Here is a 14,618-nt window from a genome sequence, read left to right as displayed (position 1 = left end):
CCGGCACGACCCCTTCCGGGAACCTACCCGCGCCGCCGGCCCGGCGGGCGAAACCCCCGGCGGTTTGCCCTGCTCGGGGCCTGGGTACCGCGACCCGCAGTACCGGGGCGCTTCCCGGACCGGAGCGACGGCGAGGAGAGGTCGATGAGGACGCTGGGCGGGCGGTACGAGCTCGAACAGCGCGTCGGCGTCGGGGGGATGTCGGAGGTCTGGCGGGCCCATGACCTGGTGCTGGACCGGACCGTGGCGGTGAAGCTGATCTCCCCCGGGCTGGACGGCGAGGCCACGTCGGTCGAGCGGATCCGGGGCGAGGCGCGCTCCGCGGCCCGCCTCGTGCACCCGAACGTGGCCAGCGTGCACGACTTCGGCACCGCCACCGCCCCGGACGGACGCGAGCTGCCGTACATCGTGATGGAGCTGGCCGAGGGCGAGACGCTCGCCGCGCACCTGCGGGGCGGCCCGTTGGACTGGCGGATCGGGGTCCGGGTGTGTGCCGAGGTGAGCGCGGCGCTGGCCGCGGCGCACGCGCAGGGGATCGTGCACCGGGACGTGAAGCCGGCGAACGTGATCCTCACCCCGGCCGGGGTGAAGGTGCTCGACTTCGGCATCGCCACCCCGGCCGGCACCCCCGACCAGACCCCGGACGGCGTGGTGATCGGCACTCCCGCGTACCTGGCGCCCGAGCAGCTGGACCGGCAGCCGGCCACCCCCGCGGCTGACATGTACGCCCTCGGCGTGCTCCTCTACTACTGCCTGACCGGTCGGCTGCCCTACACCGCCAGCAGCACCACCCAGTATCTGGGCTGCCGCCGGCGGCAGGCGCCGGAGCCGCTGCCGGAGATCGACGGCCTGCCGCCGGAGGTCGCCGACCTCTGCCGCCGGTGCCTGTCCGAGGATCCGGCCCGGCGCCCGACCAGCCTGATGGCCGCGCTGCTGCTGGCGGAGGCGGTCGACGCCCGGGTGTACGTGCCGATGATGCCGCCGGCCGCGCCCCGGCAGCGTCCGGCCCCGGTGTCCCCGTGGACCGAGCAGGCCGCCGGCACGTCGACCGAGGCGATGGGCCTGGACGAGCCGACCTGGACGCGCTGACCTGGGCGCGCCCGCGCCGGATCCGGCCGCCGGAGGCGCTGGGTCACGCCGCTGCTCGGCGGGCCGTCCGCGGTGTTCCCGGCCCGGTTTCGCGCGGCGGCGGCCGGGTAGCCGGGCGGGTGAGCGACGGGAGGAACGCGATGTCGGATCCGAGTTCCTGGCTGCACGAGAAAGCCACGGCGACCGCCGCGGGCGGTCACGTACGCACTGGCGACGGGGGCCTCTCCACGGCCCTGGCGTCCCCGCTGGCGCCGCACTGCACCGGGCTGACGCCGGAGCAGCTGCTGGCCGCCGCGTTCGCGTCCTGCCTGCACCATGCGGCGGTGGAGGCGGCCGCCGAGATCACCGACGAGGCGCACACCGTCGAGGTGACCGCGGAGGCGAGGCTCGGCCGCGACGACGACGGCCGGTACCGGGCCGATGTGCGCGCGGAGATCTCCTCCGCCGGCCTGACCCGGGACCAGCTGGCCGACCTGGTCGTACACGCCGATCGGTTGTGGCCGTTCTCCAGCGGCGACAACAGCCGCCACCGGCTGACCGTCACGCCGGCGGACGGCGGCCGGCACTGACCGCTACCAGCGGAAGCTGGCGGTCACCGCGCGGTGGTCACTGTCCGGCGTGTGCAGCACGCCCGCCGCGGTGGGGGTGAGCCCCCGGTAGAGCACGTGGTCCGGGCGGGTCACCGGCAGCTCCGCCGGCCAGGTGAACCCGAAGCCCTGACCGGCGTCGGCCTGCGCGTTGTTCAGCAGCCGGGTGAGCGGCGCGAAGACCCGGTCGGTGGTGGCGGTGTTCAGGTCGCCGAGCACCACCAGGCGGGAGGCGTGGTCGTCCCGGACCTTGGCGGCCAGCGCGGCGAGGGTCTCGTCCCGGGTGACGGTGTGCCCGGCCCGGGCGGAGCCCAGATGGACCACATACACCACGAGGTCGCCCTGGGGGGCGGCGACCACGGCCCGTAACGCCCGGTCCCAGCCCAGGCCGGTGTCCACGCCCACCGAGTCGCGGATCGGCCACCGGCTCCACAGCGCGACCGTCGACACCGCGGCCCGGTGCGGGTACCGCTGGCCCAACGCCGCGTCGACCCGGTCGCCGTCGTCGACCTCCTGCAGCCCGATCAGGTCCGCGCCCGCACCGGCGAGCGCGTCGACCGTGGCCGCCGGGTCGGGGTTGCCGGAGCGCAGGTTCTGGCTGGCCACCCGGATCGAGGCCGGCCCGGTGCCGGCCGCCGGCGGCAGCCAGGCGGCACCGAAGAGCGCGGCCCAGACGAGCGCCGGCAGGAGCACGGCCAGCAGCGCCCGCCGGGACCGGCGCAGCAGGGCCGCGAGTGCGAGCGGGGGTACGCCCAGACCGAGCAGCGGGGTGACGCTGTCGACCAGGCTGCCCAGGCCGTGCACGTTGGGCACCACCCGGTGGCCGGCCAGCAGCACGGCGAGCAGCACGGCGAGGAGGCCGACGAGCAGTCCCCGCCGGTCCGGGCGACCGCCGGGGTCACCGGCGGCCCGCTCATCCACCATCTGCTCCGTCACCGTCCGCATCGTATCGAGCCGGCCCACCCCCGGTGGCCGCGATGCCGGCACACCCCGACCGCCGTGTGGTTGGGCCCACCGGTCGAGCCGAAAACCGCAGGTGGTGGGGGTGCGCATGGGCCGAACGGGGGAGGCGCGGGCGAAGCAGGGCAAAGATGATCATCCGCCCGCTTCATTTCACCTTTCCCGTTATTACCGACAAATGCGAAAGGAGGGAAGGGCAGCTTTCATGACTCACTGAGCGTATTGCCGGGGCGGATCATGGCAAATTGTGGCGCATGCCACTAACTACCCTGGTGGCAACCGCCGCGAAGCTTTCTAGCCTCTCCGGGTGCACCCCGACGACCCCTCACAGCAGAACCAGCCCGAGACGTGCGTGTGTGGCCTGACGACCGACCGGGCCTCGGCCGAACGGAGGATCGGACGGCACCGGGTCGCACCACCGCGCCGCGGCCCGCTCCGGTCAACGCCCGCCCGGGTCGCGCTGGCGGCCGGCGTGACCTGCTGTCTCGGCCTGATCGGCTTCGTCGGCGCCCAGGACACCGGCCAACCGCACGAGCCCGTCCGCGAGGTACTCGCCGACCGCGCCGCCGCGGAGCAGCCGGCCTCCCGGGATTTCACCCGCACCGCTCCCCCGGTCGCCGTGCCGGTCACCCCGATCCCGGTCGCGACACCGAGCCCGACTCCAACGAAGAAGAAGGCCCCGAAGAAGCCGGCCAAGCCCAAGCGCCCCCGCCCGGTCGCCGGTCTGAACCAGCTCCAGATGGACAACGCCAAGGTGATCGTCGACGTCGGGCGGGCCATACAGATGCCGCGCCGGGCGCTCGTCGTGGCCATCGCCACGGCCATGCAGGAGAGCAACCTCTACAACCTCGCCAGCGACGTGCTGCCCGAGTCCTACGACTACCCGCACCAGGGCAGCGGATCCGACCACGACTCGGTCGGGCTGTTCCAGCAGCGGCCGAGCAGCGGCTGGGGCACGGTCGCCGAGCTGATGCGCCCGGCGTACGCGGCCCGCGCCTTCTTCACGGCGCTGAACGAGGTGCCCGGCTGGGCGGACCTGAGCGTCACCCAGGCCGCCCAGGCCGTGCAGGTCTCCGCCTTCCCCGACGCGTACGCCCAGCACGAGGAGCGGGCCAGCACGGTGGTCGCGGCGCTGGTCTGAGCAGCGCTCAGGCGGCGCTCCGCTCGGCCGGCCCGGGACCGCCCGCACCGACCCGGGTGGCCGGGACCCCGGCGGCGGCGGTCGGCGTGTCCGCCGGCACCACGTCGCCCGGCACCCCGGCCAGGATCTCCTCCGTCTGGGCCGCCCGCCGGCGGCGGGCCAGCAGCGCCGCCTCGAAGTCCCGACGCGCCCGCACCGCCTCGGCGTACGCCTGCTCGCGGACCTGGCGGGCCTCCTCCCGGGCGGCCTCCAACTCGCTGCGGGCCTGGGCCACCAGCTCCGCCGCCTCCCGTTCCAGGGTCGACGCCCCAGCCCGCCAGGCGGCCACCTCGACGTCGACCGGTGCGGTACGCCGGTGCAGGAAGTCGCAGAGCTGGCCCGCCTCCTGCCGGACCTGGTCCCACTCGCGGCCGGCGCCGCCCGCACTCTCCGCGCGCGCCGCGAGCCGGACCAACCGGATACCCAGCTCGTCCAGGCAGGCATCCACCTGCCGCTGGTCATAGCCGGTCTCAACGACGGAGAACCTCATACTGTCGCCCCCCAGGCAGCTGGTGTCACTTCCCCCACCTGCCGATCCTCGGGGGTCGCGGCTGCCGCCGCGGCGGTTCCCAAAAAATGTTCAGTATCCGAGCATCGCCCGCGACCTGGCGCCGTCGTCGACTCAGCGCTGCTTGGGGAGGACGGCCACCCGGCCGAAGAACTCGTCGATGCGGTGCACCACGTCGTTAAAGTCGTCCAGTTCGATCGGCTTCGTCACGTACGCGTTGGCCTGGAGGGTGTAGCTGCCGAGAATGTCGGTGTCGGCGTTGGAGGTAGTCAACACGACGATCGGGATGGTCCGCAGGTCGTCGTCCCGCTTGACCTCGCCGAGCACCTGCCGCCCGTCCATCCGGGGCATGTTGAGGTCGAGCAGGATCACGTCCGGTCGCCGGGCCTCGGTGTGCCGGCCCTCCCGCCGCAGGAACTCCATCGCCTCCTGCCCGTCGTTGACCACGTCGATGACCTTGTCGACGTCCGAGTCCGACAGGGCCTCCTCGATCATCAGGACGTCACCCGGGTCGTCGTCCACGACAAGAATGCGTACCGGGTTCGAGGTGCCTGGGCCCATGACTTACCTGCTTCGGGTCGAAGGCGGAACGGGACCGGGCGGTCACCTATGGCGGGGAAATCTAGTCGATCACAGGGCCGACGGCGAGGCCGGGTCAGGCAGGTCCACCTCGTATCGCAGCAGCTCGGCCAGCCCGGTCACCTGCAGCACCCGGGCCACCCGGCCGGTCGCCCCGGTGATGCGCAGCCAGCCGCCCTCGGCGGAGGCGTGGTTGTCGCCACGGACGAGGGCCGCGATGCCGACCGAGTCGCAGAAGGTCAGCTCGGTGAGGTCCACCAGCAACTCGTGGTGCCCGTCGGCGGCCAGCCGATCGACGGCGGCGTTGAGTTGTGGAGCGGTGCTCAGGTCGAGCTCGCCGGCGAGCCGGAGGCAGGCTCCACCTCCGTCCCGCCGGGCGTACGTGACGGTGAACGCCACCGGGGCCCCTCTCGCTCAACCAGCACGGACGCTTGCAGCGCAGCAAGTATACGCGGAGTCGCCGCCGGGGCCCGTGTCGAGCCGGTCAGCTCTGGGGCGGCGCCACCAGGCTGACCGACTTGATTATCGATGATCAGTGATCATAGATTGGCCTGTGTGGAACGTTTTCGGCTCCCACGGCCGGGAAACGTGTCGATGTTCACCCCGTGGCGCATCACCTTTTGGGTTGGCTCGGGGAGGGTTCCGGTGGCGTGGGTCGGCGGTAAAGGCCGGTTTTTCTGGATCGGTGTTGAGGCGTTGAGTCGGTGAGCGGGAAGCTGCGGCTGGCCGAGGGTGAGATGGCCCGGACCGCGTGTGCCCGTGCTGTGCTGCGCGTGGGGGTGGATGAGGCAACCGGCGAGGTGCTGTCTCAGGCGGTGCTGGTGCAGCGGGTCGGTTGGTGTGCCGATCTGGTGGCGGGCATGGTGGCCGCGCTGATCGGTGAGCATTGGAACCGCGTGGATGTGGAGGTGTTGGCGGCCGGGGTGGATGCGGGTGGGCGGAGGTTGCCGTCGAACGCGTGGATGGCGCTGCGGCGGCTGGGCTGGACGGTGACCGCGCCTCAGGGTGTGAGGGTCAATGACCGGGTCGTGCGGATGGCGCAGGAGCAGGCGGGGCGTGTTCTTCGTTCGGCGGCGTGGCGTGCGGAGGTGACCGCCGGGGTCCTGTCGACGTGGCCGGCCGATCCGCGTAAGCGCACCCCCGCGGAGTGGGAGCAGGTTCGGGCCTCGATCCCCGGCGGGCAGCATCTGCCGTCGAACATCATCAAGGGTCGAACCCGGCAGGTCGCCGCGTTCGGCAAGGCCAATGGTCGGTTGCCGGTGGACGTGTTCGAGTTGGAAGGTGTCCCGAGGATTCCGCGGATGTTGCTGTTGGCCGCGTGTGATCGGCAGCAGGCCACGATCGAGCGCAGCGACACTGACCCGGCGAGGGCGCTGCTGCGGCTGCAACTGCCCACCCGTCCGGAGCCGCGAGGGTATCGGGACTGGACGTGGGTCGAGTGCCCGACCAGGCTGCCGTCCACGGTTCCCGCCTCGGCGGTGCTGCACCTGCCCACCCTCCGCGTCACCGACGGGACGGTGCGTGCCGACATGGCATACACGCACGTCGTGCCGAAAGCCCGGGCCGCCGGCCACACCGTGGCAGTCGGTGTGGACTGGGGCCTCAACACCCTCCTCAGCGCCGGCGCCCTACGACTACAGGCGGACGGGCGGATCACGGCGTTCGGGGCCGGTGGACAATTCCGCGCCGCCGGAGTCCTGGCCAAGCAGCACCGGCTCCGGCGCCTGTCCGAGCGGCTGCACGCGAAGGCTGACCAGTACGCGCGGCTGCTCGGCGGCCGCCCCGACGAGCAGTTGAAAGTGAAACACGAGGCGCTGACCGGCGAGATCCGCCACGTCTCCGACCGCCGTTCGAACTTGAACGATGCGCTCGCCTGGGCCGCCGCCCGCTGGACCGTCGACCAGGCGATCGCCACCCGAGCGTCCGTCATCTACCTGGAAGACCTGCGGTCGATGGAAGCCAAGGGCATGGGGCACAGCCTGAACACGCGCCTGTCCCAGCAGGTCCGCGGAAAGATCAGCGACCGGATGCGGCACCTCGCCGCCGAGCACGGTATCGCCGTGGTCGCCGTCCCCGCCCGTAACACCTCCAAACACTGCCCCCAATGTTTGACCCCGCTACAGCACCGTAAAGCCCCCGACCGCCCCACCACACCGGGATGGAAATGGGCCAGCTGCCCCAACACCGGCTGCGGTTGGCAGGGCGACCGTGACCACGGCGCCTGGCGGCGTATCGCCGCCCGCGGCCTCACCCATCAGGCCAAAACCGTCACCGACAAGACCAACGGCGCCATGGTGATCCGCTCGGTCGTCGACGAGCTTGAAGCCAGCGCCGTCGTCACCCCCACCACCACAGGCAGCCGGTGGGACCGGTCGAAGACCGGCCCCACCCGGCACAAGCCACCACGCCCCGCGCCCAGGCGACGCAGGGCACCCTCCCCCACTCGGCCCAAAAGCCCGGCGGGCCAGCGTCCGGAGGGACACGCACCAACGGACCGGCCCAGGCTGCCCCGCGCAGCCCACCGGCACCAGGGCGTGAACACGATCAGCACACCCACCACCACCGGCCACCGGCCACGAGGAGCAGCACTGGGCGCAGGATTCCACCTGCACGCCCACGCATCCCCGCCACGGTGGGAAACGATCCCGGAAACTCATTCCGACTCAGGATCGCTAAGCTGATCAGGGACGCTGGCGTACTCGTCGTCGGCAAGGTGGTCCAACCGGGCGGGCGGCACGGCGTGCAGCGCCCGCTCGTCGGCGACCAGGTCGGCGGCGTCCGGCGCCCACGGCACCCCGAGCCGCCGGGCCCACCGGCCGTCGTCGCCGAAGCCGCGCCCGCCGACCACCACCGGCACGTCGGCGCGGCGATACGCCTCGATCATCCGGTGCGCGTGCGGCAGCCGCAGCGGCAGCGCGCACGCCAGGGCCACCGCGTACGCGTCGTACCGGTGCAGGTAGGACACCATGTGCGCGGCGGGGACGCTGGCGCCGAGGAAGGTGACCTGCCAGCCGCGCAGTCGGAGCACCTCGGCCACCAGGCGGGCGGGCAGCGCGTGCCACTCGCCGTCCATGCAGGCCACCACGATCCGGTCGCGGGTTGGGCGGGGCGGCGACCGCGGCCACCACCCGCTCGCTGATGTGGGTGGCGGCGTGCTCCTGGGCGACGTTCCACTCGTTGCGGGCCCACCGCTCGCCCACCTCGGCCTGTGCCGGGGCGACCAGACCGAGCAGCACCCGCTCGGCCGGCACGCCGGCCGACAGCAGGCCGGTGGCCACCTCAACGGCGGCGTACTCGTCGGCCGCCTCGAGGCACTCCAGGAAGCCCGGGTAGGCGGCGGCCGGGTCGGCCTCGGCGCTCGGCGCGGTCACGCGTGAAGCTCCCTCGGTCGGCGGTCGACGCCGGCCGTCGGCACCGCGCGCAGGTGGCGGGTCGCCCGGGTGCCCGGGCCGGTGGCCCGCAAGGCGAGCACCGCGATGTCGTCGTGGTCGCCGTGGCCCAGCCAGTCGCAGGTCACCTGCTCGATCCGCTCGGCCAACGCCGGAGCCGGCATCCGGTGGCAGCCGGTGACGGTGCGCAGCAACCGCTCGGCACCGAACTGCTCGTCACCGCGCCGGCCGCCCCGTGCCTCGGTCACCCCGTCGCTGTAGAGCAGGCAGGTCTCGCCGGGTTCCAGCCGTACGGTGACCTCGCCGATCCGCGGATCCGGCACCACGCCGATCAGCATGCCGCTCAGCGGCACCACCTCGACCTCGCCGGAGGCCCGCAGCACCAGCGGCGGAAGGTGACCGCCGCCGGCCATGGTCACGGTGAGGCCGCCGTCCCGCTGCGGGTGCTGCACGCCCAGCACCATGGTGGCGAACCGCCCCTGCCCGTGCGCCTGGGTGGTCTCCAGCAGCGCGTCGTTGAGCAGTTTCAGCAGCCGGCCCGGCTGCGGCTCGACCCGGTGCAGTGCCTGGAGGCACTGGCGGAGCTGGCCGGTGAAGACCGCCGCCTCCACCCCCTTGCCCGACACGTCGCCCAGGAAGAAGACCGAACCGCCGTCGGTGAGCCGGTGCGAACCGTAGAAGTCGCCGCCGATCCGCAGCCCGGCCTGTGCCGGCCGGTACGCCGTGCCCCACTGCACGCCGCTCGCCGGCGCCGGCTCGACGGGCAGCAGGCTGGCCTGCAGGGTGTCGGCGACCTCGACCTGGTCGCGGTAGAGCACCGCGGTGGTCAGCGCGGCGCCGGCCCGAGCGGCGAAGGCCCGGACCAGGTCGAGGTCGGCCTCGTCGTACGAGGTGGTGGCCGCCCGGGCGACCAGCAGCACACCGGCGGGCGCATCCAGACCGGGCAGCGGCACCACCCGGGCCGTCGCCCCGGTGCCGTCGAGATCTGGCAGCCAGCCCACCTCGGCGGCCTGCTCCACCAGCCAGTCCAGGGCGTGCGGCTCGGTGCCGGCGAGGCCCTCCTCGATCGCTGCGGGCAGGGCGGTCGCGGCGAGCATGGCGCTGTCCACGGCCGACACCGCGCCGTCCGAGCCGATGGCCCGCCACCAGCGGGCCCGACCGGAGTGCGGGGCCAGCACCAGGACGGCGACGTCCGCCACGGTGGGCACGGCGAGCCGGACCACCGCGGCGGCGGCCCGGTCGGGGTGCAGCGGGTTGCCGAGCTTCTCGCCGACCACGGCGAGGAACGCCGAGCGGGCCCGCTCGGCGAGCAGCGCGTCGGCCCGGCCGACGCTGTCGGTGACGTCCTCGACGTACCAGCAGCGGCCGGCGGCGGACAGCGGCACCGGACGGACGCGCAGCCGGCGCCCGTGGCGGGTGAACTCGGCCGGGTCCTCGCCGGTCAGCGCCGTCACTCCGGCTGCGGCGAGCAGCTCGCCGGGAACGACCTCGGGAAGCAGCCGCTCGGCGACCGGGCTGACGTGACGCACCACCCCGCCGGCGGCGCAGACGATCAGGCCCTCTCGGAAGTGCTCGACTACATCCGGCCAGTCCTGAGTGGCGAGGCCGCCGTCCGGGGCCCGGGGCGGCAGGGCGGCCGCCGGAGCGCCGGCGGACCACGTCGGAGTCTCTACGGTACTCGGCGTGGCGGCCCGTCCGTCGCCTGGGTCATGATCCCTGACGTCGGCAGCACTCACCAGCTAAGCCCCACTCCTTGTCGATACCCGCGGTCCTCCAAAAAGGGCGCGTTGGCCATATCTCTGCACCCCACCCTACGCCCGTACGTCGCTATCGCCACCCCACGGTTCTTGGCCGGGCATCGAGGCGGCACCGATCGGGGTGGCCCGGGGATTGTTACGATCCGGACGACGCAGCCGATCGGCAGCCGGTGGAAAGGCGTGATGGTGGTACCCGGACGGAGAAAGCCCGAGGCGACGCCGTTGAGCATCTCCGTGGACCGTTCCGTTCCTGCGGCACCGGCCATCAGAGTCGGCGGCGACCTGGCCTTCACCACCGCCGAGCCGCTGCGCACCGAGATCGATCGGCTCGTCGCCGAGCGCCCGCAGACGCTGGTGCTGGACTTCGGCGACCTGCTCTTCATCGACAGCACCGGCCTGTCCGTGATCGTGCACGCCTGGCGCGAGGGACAGCAGGGCGGCACCTCCCTCGAGCTGCGGCACACGCCACGGTTCCTGGCGGTGATCCTAGACATGACCGGGGTCACCGGTCTGCTGGACCGGCCGCAGCCCGACGGCCGGGAGGAAGCGGCGGCACCCGGCGGCTCGACGGCCGCCGCCTCCGCCTCCGCCTGAGCACCCCCGGCTTTCCCGATCACGTGCGGCTGGGAACGTGGACGACATGCCCCCCGAGCTGTTGACCATCGAGGTGGACCGGCTCGACCCCGCGCGTGCTCGGCTGCGGCTCACCGGCGACCTGGACTTCGACACCGCGGCGGAACCCGTCGCCGCAGCCGCCGACCTGCGCCGTGACGGCATCCGGGAGCTGCTGATCGACTTCGGCGGCGTGGGCCTGTGCGACTCGTCCGGGCTCAGCGCGCTGGTGGTAATCCACCGCACCGGGCTGGGTGAGGTGCTGGCCGCGCCGCCCACGATGACCGACGAGACCCGCGACGTCGGTTGAGCCGCCACCCGGGACAGGGGTGGCCCCCGACCCTGGGACCAGGAGCCGGGGGCCGGGGAGGGTGGCTCAGGCGGTGACCGGCTGCCGCCGCGGACCGGACTCCCGGAGCTCTCCGGGCGTGGGGGGCTCGGCGTCGTCCGGTGCGCCGGTATCGGGCGTCTGGAAGAGATAGCGGACGAACGTCCCACCTGGCTCGTTGTCGTCCGCACCGGGCCACTGCCCCACACAGTCGACGCCGACGACCTCGCGGCCGCTGCCGTCGGCCTCCTCTAGGAGCGCCCACAGGGTGACCGGGTAGCAGCGGGTGGTTTCCGGGCTGACCTGCCACCGCGCGTACCAGCCGGGTCGGGCGGGAACGATCTCGGCGATCCTCTTCATGGCGACCTTCCCTTCCGCGTGCGTCGGAAGTTCTTCCGGTCCATTGCGATCGTGGAGCCGCACCGGGTGAGCGACCCTCACCCGCAGCGAATGAAGCTCGCCGGCCGCTTGGCCCGGTCGCCGGGCGCACCCCGTTTCCTTCCCGGCAGCGCCGGGAAGGCCAGCGGCGGAAGGCGCAACCCGAAGAGGAACGAGGTGCGACGATGCGCAAGCAGATGGAGGGCGACAACCAGCGCCGCCGGACTCTGGCCCGGGAGGCCCGGGAACGCGGTCGGCGGCCGAGCCAGACCGGCGCCAGCCTGAGCGCGTCCAAGCAGATCACCTCGCTGGACCAGCGCGAACGGTCCGGGCCGGCGCCCGCCGGGCGGCGCAAGCCGGACGCTACGCGCGGTGGTCCGGCCCCGCCGCCGGCCGGCGTGCCGGAGCGACCCCGGGCGCTGCCGAACCGGACCCCGCAGGCTGCGGGGGTCACCAGGGTGGGCTACCGAGATCTGGTCGAGGATGTCAGCCGGCGCGCGGGGGTGGACTTCTCCACCGCCAAGGTCGCGGCGGAGGCGACCGTGCTCGCGCTGGCCTGGGCGTTGGACGAGGCCGAGCGGGAACGGCTGCTCGCGGCGGTGCCGGTGAAACTGCACGACGTGGTGCCGGTGGACGGCATCGATCGACACCGGGACCTGCCGGGCTTCCTGGCCGAGGTGGGCCGGCGCAGCCGGCTCAGCCCGGAGCAGGCGCGCTACCAGGCCGAGGCGACCCTGGGCGCGTTGGCCGACGCTGACGGCGACCTGGTCGAGTCGTTGCGCGTACCGGACGGGTTGCGGGACCTGCTCGCGCCGCCGGAGGCCGGCGGTGGCTTGGTGGGTCCGACGTCTGCCACCGCGCCGCTCAACGAGCAGGAGCTGCGGGACGCGCTCGCCAGCCTGCCGTACTGGTCCAGCGACCGGCAGTCGCTGGTGCGCACCATCGAGCTGCCGGCCGACAACCTGGACCGGGTGCTCGACCGCCTCGACCTGCTGAAGGCCGAGACCGGGCGGGGCCCGCAGATCGGCCGGCCCGAATCGGACAGCGCCCTGATCACCGTACGGACCCAGCAGGTTGACGGGGTGAGCGCGCTGGACGTGGACCTGGCCCAGCGGGTCGACGCCGCCATCGACGAGGTGGGTGCCGGCATGAACGCCGGGTGAGCCGCCCCCGGGCCGGCGGGCACGCCGCCCGCCGGCCCACGCCGCACGGGTAGCGTTGCCCGTCGTGGGCAGCGGTGCGGAGGATCTGGAGATCGTTGTGGACCGGGCCCGGCCGAGCGGGCGTACTCTGCTCGCGGCCGGGGTCGAACAGTCCTACGTCGACGTCGCCGACCCCCGCCACCTGCACTTCGAGTACGTCCGGCGGATGGCCGCGGTGGTCGACCTGGCCGCCCCGGCCAGGCGTCCGTTGACCGCCCTGCACCTGGGCGGCGGGGCACTCACCCTGCCGCGCTGGCTCGCCGCCACCCGCCCCGGCTCCGCGCAGCGGGTCGTCGAGCGGGAGCCGGCCGTGGTCGAGCTGGTCCGCCGGGAACTGCCTCCGGTGCCGCCCGAGATCGCCGTGGAGGTCGGGGACGCCCGGGAGTCGGTGGCCGCCGCGCCGGCCGAGGCGTACGACCTGGTCCTCGCCGACGTCTACCGGGCGGCCCGGATGCCCCGGCACGTGGCCAGCGTCGAGTTCGTCGCCGAGGTGGCCCGGGTGCTCCGCCCGGACGGCATCTACCTGGTCAACGTCACCGACCTGCCGCCGCTGGTCTTCTCCCGGACGCAGGTGGCCAACCTGCGCGCCGTGTTCGCCGACGTCTACCTGGTCGCCGACCGGCGGATGCTCCGCGGCCGGCGGTACGGCAACCTGGTGCTCGCCGCCGCCCACCGCCCCGACCGGCTGCCGGTACGCCGGCTCGTGGCCCGCGCCGCGGCAGACCCGGTGCCCGGCGGCGTGCTGCACGGGGCGACGCTGGACGCGTTCCTCGCCGGCACCCGCCCGGCCACCGACGCCGACCTCGCCGACCACTGACCCGCCGGGTTTCCACGCCCCGCGCAGGGGTAGGCGCGCCGGATGAGCAACGCCGACGACCGGTCCACCGTCCGGCGCACGCTGATCGTCATCGGTCTGCTGCTCGCCACCCTGATCGCGCTGGGGTTCGTCTGGGCGACCAGGGTGGTGCTCACCTGGATGCTCGTCGCGGCGTTCTTCGCGGTCGCCCTCAAGCCGGTGGTCGACTGGCTGCAGCGCCGGCTCGTCCGGCGCCGGGCGCTGGCCACCCTGATGGTCTTCGTGGCCGCCTTTGTGCTGCTCGCCGGCCTGACGGCGGCGATCGTGCTGCCGCTGGTGCACGAGGTGGCCCGGTTTGCCGAGCGGGCGCCGGAGTTGCTCCGCGAGGCGAGGGCCGGGCAGGGACCCATCGGCCACCTGCTGGACCGGCTCCACCTCCGCCAGTACGCCAACGCCCACGCCGGTCAGATCGAGCAGTACGCGTCCCGGTTCGGCCAACCGGCCATCGGGGTGCTCCGGGGGGCGGCCCAGATCGGCGCCGGGATCGCCGCCGTGGTGGTGCTCTCGTACCTGATGGTGCTGGAGGCGCCGAAAGTCATCGCCGCGACGCTGGCCCTGGCCGGCGAGCGCCACGCGGAGCGGCTGCGCCGGATCGGCCGGGAGTCCTCCCGCACCGTCACCGGCTACCTCAGCGGCAACCTGCTGATCAGCGTGCTGCTGGGCGGGATGACCTTCGTGCTGCTCCTCGTCACCGGGGTGCCGTTCGCCGCGGTGATCGCCCTGCTGGTCGCCATCGCGGACCTGATCCCGCTGGTCGGCGCGACGATCGGCGCGATCCTCGCGGCCGGTGCCGGTTTCCTGAAGTCCCCCACCACCGGCGTGGTGGTGCTGGTCTTCTTCATCCTCTACCAGCAGGCCGAGAACCACCTGCTGGCACCGGTCATCATGTCCCGCGCCGTCCGGCTCAACCCGCTGACCGTGCTGGTCAGCGTGCTGCTCGCCGCCGCGGTGGGCGGCCTGGTGGGTGCCCTGCTGGCCATCCCGGCGGCCGGGATCGCGCAGATCCTGCTGCGTGAGTTCACCCCCGCCGGGCTGCGTACCCTGCCCGCGCCGGCCAACAGCACCGACTCGGGCCGGTCCTGGTGGGGCCACCGCCGGAGCGCCCGACGGGACGACACATCCGTGCGTCCGCCCGGCGGGCGGGGGAAGGAAGAAGAACATCCGGAGTGAACGATCCTCCGCACGGTTCGGCC

General features: G+C 73.5%; 16 protein-coding genes and 1 pseudogene. 9 read left to right on the top strand and 8 right to left on the bottom strand.

Annotation, left to right across the window (positions count from 1 at the left end; genetic code table 11):
* Positions 1-144: 144 nt before the first annotated feature.
* Positions 145-1,089 carry a serine/threonine-protein kinase gene (locus A6A27_RS22145; RefSeq protein WP_073836561.1) on the top strand — a complete coding sequence of 315 codons (945 nt, stop codon included), beginning with the start codon at positions 145-147 and terminating at the stop codon, positions 1,087-1,089.
* A gap of 140 nt (positions 1,090-1,229) precedes the next feature.
* Positions 1,230-1,658, top strand: coding sequence for an OsmC family protein (locus A6A27_RS22140; RefSeq protein ID WP_073836560.1), 429 nt, complete (start codon positions 1,230-1,232; stop codon positions 1,656-1,658).
* Between the two features lie 3 nt (positions 1,659-1,661).
* Here A6A27_RS22140 and A6A27_RS22135 read toward each other — a convergent pair whose 3' ends face one another.
* A complete protein-coding gene (locus A6A27_RS22135; protein WP_241825391.1) occupies positions 1,662-2,612 on the bottom strand; it encodes an endonuclease/exonuclease/phosphatase family protein in 951 nt (316 codons plus the stop codon).
* A gap of 331 nt (positions 2,613-2,943) precedes the next feature.
* On the opposite strand from A6A27_RS22135, the gene A6A27_RS22130 reads away from it, so the two are divergent.
* Complete coding sequence (locus A6A27_RS22130; protein ID WP_073836559.1) at positions 2,944-3,777, top strand: hypothetical protein; 834 nt, start codon at positions 2,944-2,946, stop codon at positions 3,775-3,777.
* Positions 3,778-3,784: 7 nt separating this feature from the next.
* On the opposite strand, the gene A6A27_RS22125 is transcribed toward A6A27_RS22130, so the two are convergent.
* From A6A27_RS22125 to A6A27_RS22115, 3 genes are all read right to left on the bottom strand, one after another.
* Positions 3,785-4,306, bottom strand: a complete 522-nt coding sequence (locus tag A6A27_RS22125; protein ID WP_073836558.1) for an ATPase — start codon at positions 4,304-4,306, stop codon at positions 3,785-3,787.
* 132 nt (positions 4,307-4,438) lie between these two features.
* Positions 4,439-4,885 carry a response regulator gene (locus A6A27_RS22120; RefSeq protein WP_073836557.1) on the bottom strand — a complete coding sequence of 149 codons (447 nt, stop codon included), beginning with the start codon at positions 4,883-4,885 and terminating at the stop codon, positions 4,439-4,441.
* A gap of 69 nt (positions 4,886-4,954) precedes the next feature.
* On the bottom strand, positions 4,955-5,302 hold the full coding sequence (locus A6A27_RS22115) for an STAS domain-containing protein (RefSeq protein WP_073836556.1): 348 nt from the start codon (positions 5,300-5,302) through the stop codon (positions 4,955-4,957).
* A 305-nt stretch (positions 5,303-5,607) separates the two neighbouring features.
* On the opposite strand from A6A27_RS22115, the gene A6A27_RS22110 reads away from it, so the two are divergent.
* Positions 5,608-7,584 carry a zinc ribbon domain-containing protein gene (locus A6A27_RS22110; protein WP_073836555.1) on the top strand — a complete coding sequence of 659 codons (1,977 nt, stop codon included), beginning with the start codon at positions 5,608-5,610 and terminating at the stop codon, positions 7,582-7,584.
* Here A6A27_RS22110 and A6A27_RS46125 read toward each other — a convergent pair.
* From A6A27_RS46125 to A6A27_RS22100, 3 genes and pseudogenes are all read right to left on the bottom strand, one after another.
* Positions 7,557-7,976, bottom strand: a complete 420-nt coding sequence (locus A6A27_RS46125; RefSeq protein ID WP_241825390.1) for a cobalamin B12-binding domain-containing protein — start codon at positions 7,974-7,976, stop codon at positions 7,557-7,559. The two genes, A6A27_RS22110 and A6A27_RS46125, sit on opposite strands and share 28 nt — an antisense overlap.
* 103 nt (positions 7,977-8,079) lie before the next feature.
* A pseudogene (locus tag A6A27_RS46120) lies at positions 8,080-8,181 on the bottom strand (cobalamin-binding protein); the annotation flags it as partial.
* A gap of 89 nt (positions 8,182-8,270) precedes the next feature.
* On the bottom strand, positions 8,271-10,028 hold the full coding sequence (locus A6A27_RS22100; protein ID WP_073836554.1) for a PP2C family protein-serine/threonine phosphatase: 1,758 nt from the start codon (positions 10,026-10,028) through the stop codon (positions 8,271-8,273).
* 243 nt (positions 10,029-10,271) lie between these two features.
* Here A6A27_RS22100 and A6A27_RS22095 point away from each other — a divergent pair, with 243 nt between their 5' ends.
* Positions 10,272-10,643, top strand: a complete 372-nt coding sequence (locus A6A27_RS22095) for an STAS domain-containing protein (RefSeq protein WP_241825389.1) — start codon at positions 10,272-10,274, stop codon at positions 10,641-10,643.
* Positions 10,644-10,689: 46 nt separating this feature from the next.
* Positions 10,690-10,971 (top strand): STAS domain-containing protein, encoded by a 282-nt coding sequence (locus A6A27_RS22090; protein WP_073836584.1) that lies wholly within the window; start codon positions 10,690-10,692, stop codon positions 10,969-10,971.
* A gap of 66 nt (positions 10,972-11,037) precedes the next feature.
* Here A6A27_RS22090 and A6A27_RS22085 read toward each other — a convergent pair whose 3' ends face one another.
* Complete coding sequence (locus A6A27_RS22085; RefSeq protein ID WP_073836552.1) at positions 11,038-11,349, bottom strand: hypothetical protein; 312 nt, start codon at positions 11,347-11,349, stop codon at positions 11,038-11,040.
* Positions 11,350-11,552: 203 nt separating this feature from the next.
* Between A6A27_RS22085 and A6A27_RS22080 the strand changes: the two genes are divergently transcribed.
* The 3 genes from A6A27_RS22080 to A6A27_RS22070 all read left to right on the top strand — a co-directional run bounded on the left by A6A27_RS22080 (position 11,553) and on the right by A6A27_RS22070 (position 14,595).
* A complete protein-coding gene (locus A6A27_RS22080; RefSeq protein ID WP_073836551.1) occupies positions 11,553-12,530 on the top strand; it encodes a DUF2267 domain-containing protein in 978 nt (325 codons plus the stop codon).
* A gap of 64 nt (positions 12,531-12,594) precedes the next feature.
* Positions 12,595-13,386: a spermidine synthase gene (locus A6A27_RS22075; protein WP_073836550.1), complete on the top strand. Its 792-nt coding sequence runs from the start codon at positions 12,595-12,597 to the stop codon at positions 13,384-13,386.
* Positions 13,387-13,428: 42 nt separating this feature from the next.
* Complete coding sequence (locus A6A27_RS22070; protein WP_073836549.1) at positions 13,429-14,595, top strand: AI-2E family transporter; 1,167 nt, start codon at positions 13,429-13,431, stop codon at positions 14,593-14,595.
* Positions 14,596-14,618 lie beyond the last annotated feature (23 nt).

The sequence above is a fragment of the Micromonospora sp. CB01531 genome (assembly GCF_001905095.1).
GTDB lineage: Bacteria > Actinomycetota > Actinomycetes > Mycobacteriales > Micromonosporaceae > Micromonospora.
Note: the sequence above shows the minus strand (reverse complement) of the source record. Positions and strands in the feature narration are given on the sequence as shown.

Excerpts from the sequence above, each read along its gene's own strand:
- A6A27_RS22145 (WP_073836561.1), top strand. The coding sequence starts at position 145 with ATGAGGACGCTGGGCGGGCGGTACGAGCTCGAACAGCGCGTCGGCGTC.
- A6A27_RS22140 (WP_073836560.1), top strand. The coding sequence starts at position 1,230 with ATGTCGGATCCGAGTTCCTGGCTGCACGAGAAAGCCACGGCGACCGCC.
- A6A27_RS22125 (WP_073836558.1), bottom strand. The coding sequence starts at position 4,306 with ATGAGGTTCTCCGTCGTTGAGACCGGCTATGACCAGCGGCAGGTGGAT.
- A6A27_RS22120 (WP_073836557.1), bottom strand. The coding sequence starts at position 4,885 with ATGGGCCCAGGCACCTCGAACCCGGTACGCATTCTTGTCGTGGACGAC.
- A6A27_RS46125 (WP_241825390.1), bottom strand. The coding sequence starts at position 7,976 with ATGGACGGCGAGTGGCACGCGCTGCCCGCCCGCCTGGTGGCCGAGGTG.
- A6A27_RS22090 (WP_073836584.1), top strand. The coding sequence starts at position 10,690 with ATGCCCCCCGAGCTGTTGACCATCGAGGTGGACCGGCTCGACCCCGCG.
- A6A27_RS22085 (WP_073836552.1), bottom strand. The coding sequence starts at position 11,349 with ATGAAGAGGATCGCCGAGATCGTTCCCGCCCGACCCGGCTGGTACGCG.
- A6A27_RS22080 (WP_073836551.1), top strand. The coding sequence starts at position 11,553 with ATGCGCAAGCAGATGGAGGGCGACAACCAGCGCCGCCGGACTCTGGCC.
- A6A27_RS22070 (WP_073836549.1), top strand. The coding sequence starts at position 13,429 with ATGAGCAACGCCGACGACCGGTCCACCGTCCGGCGCACGCTGATCGTC.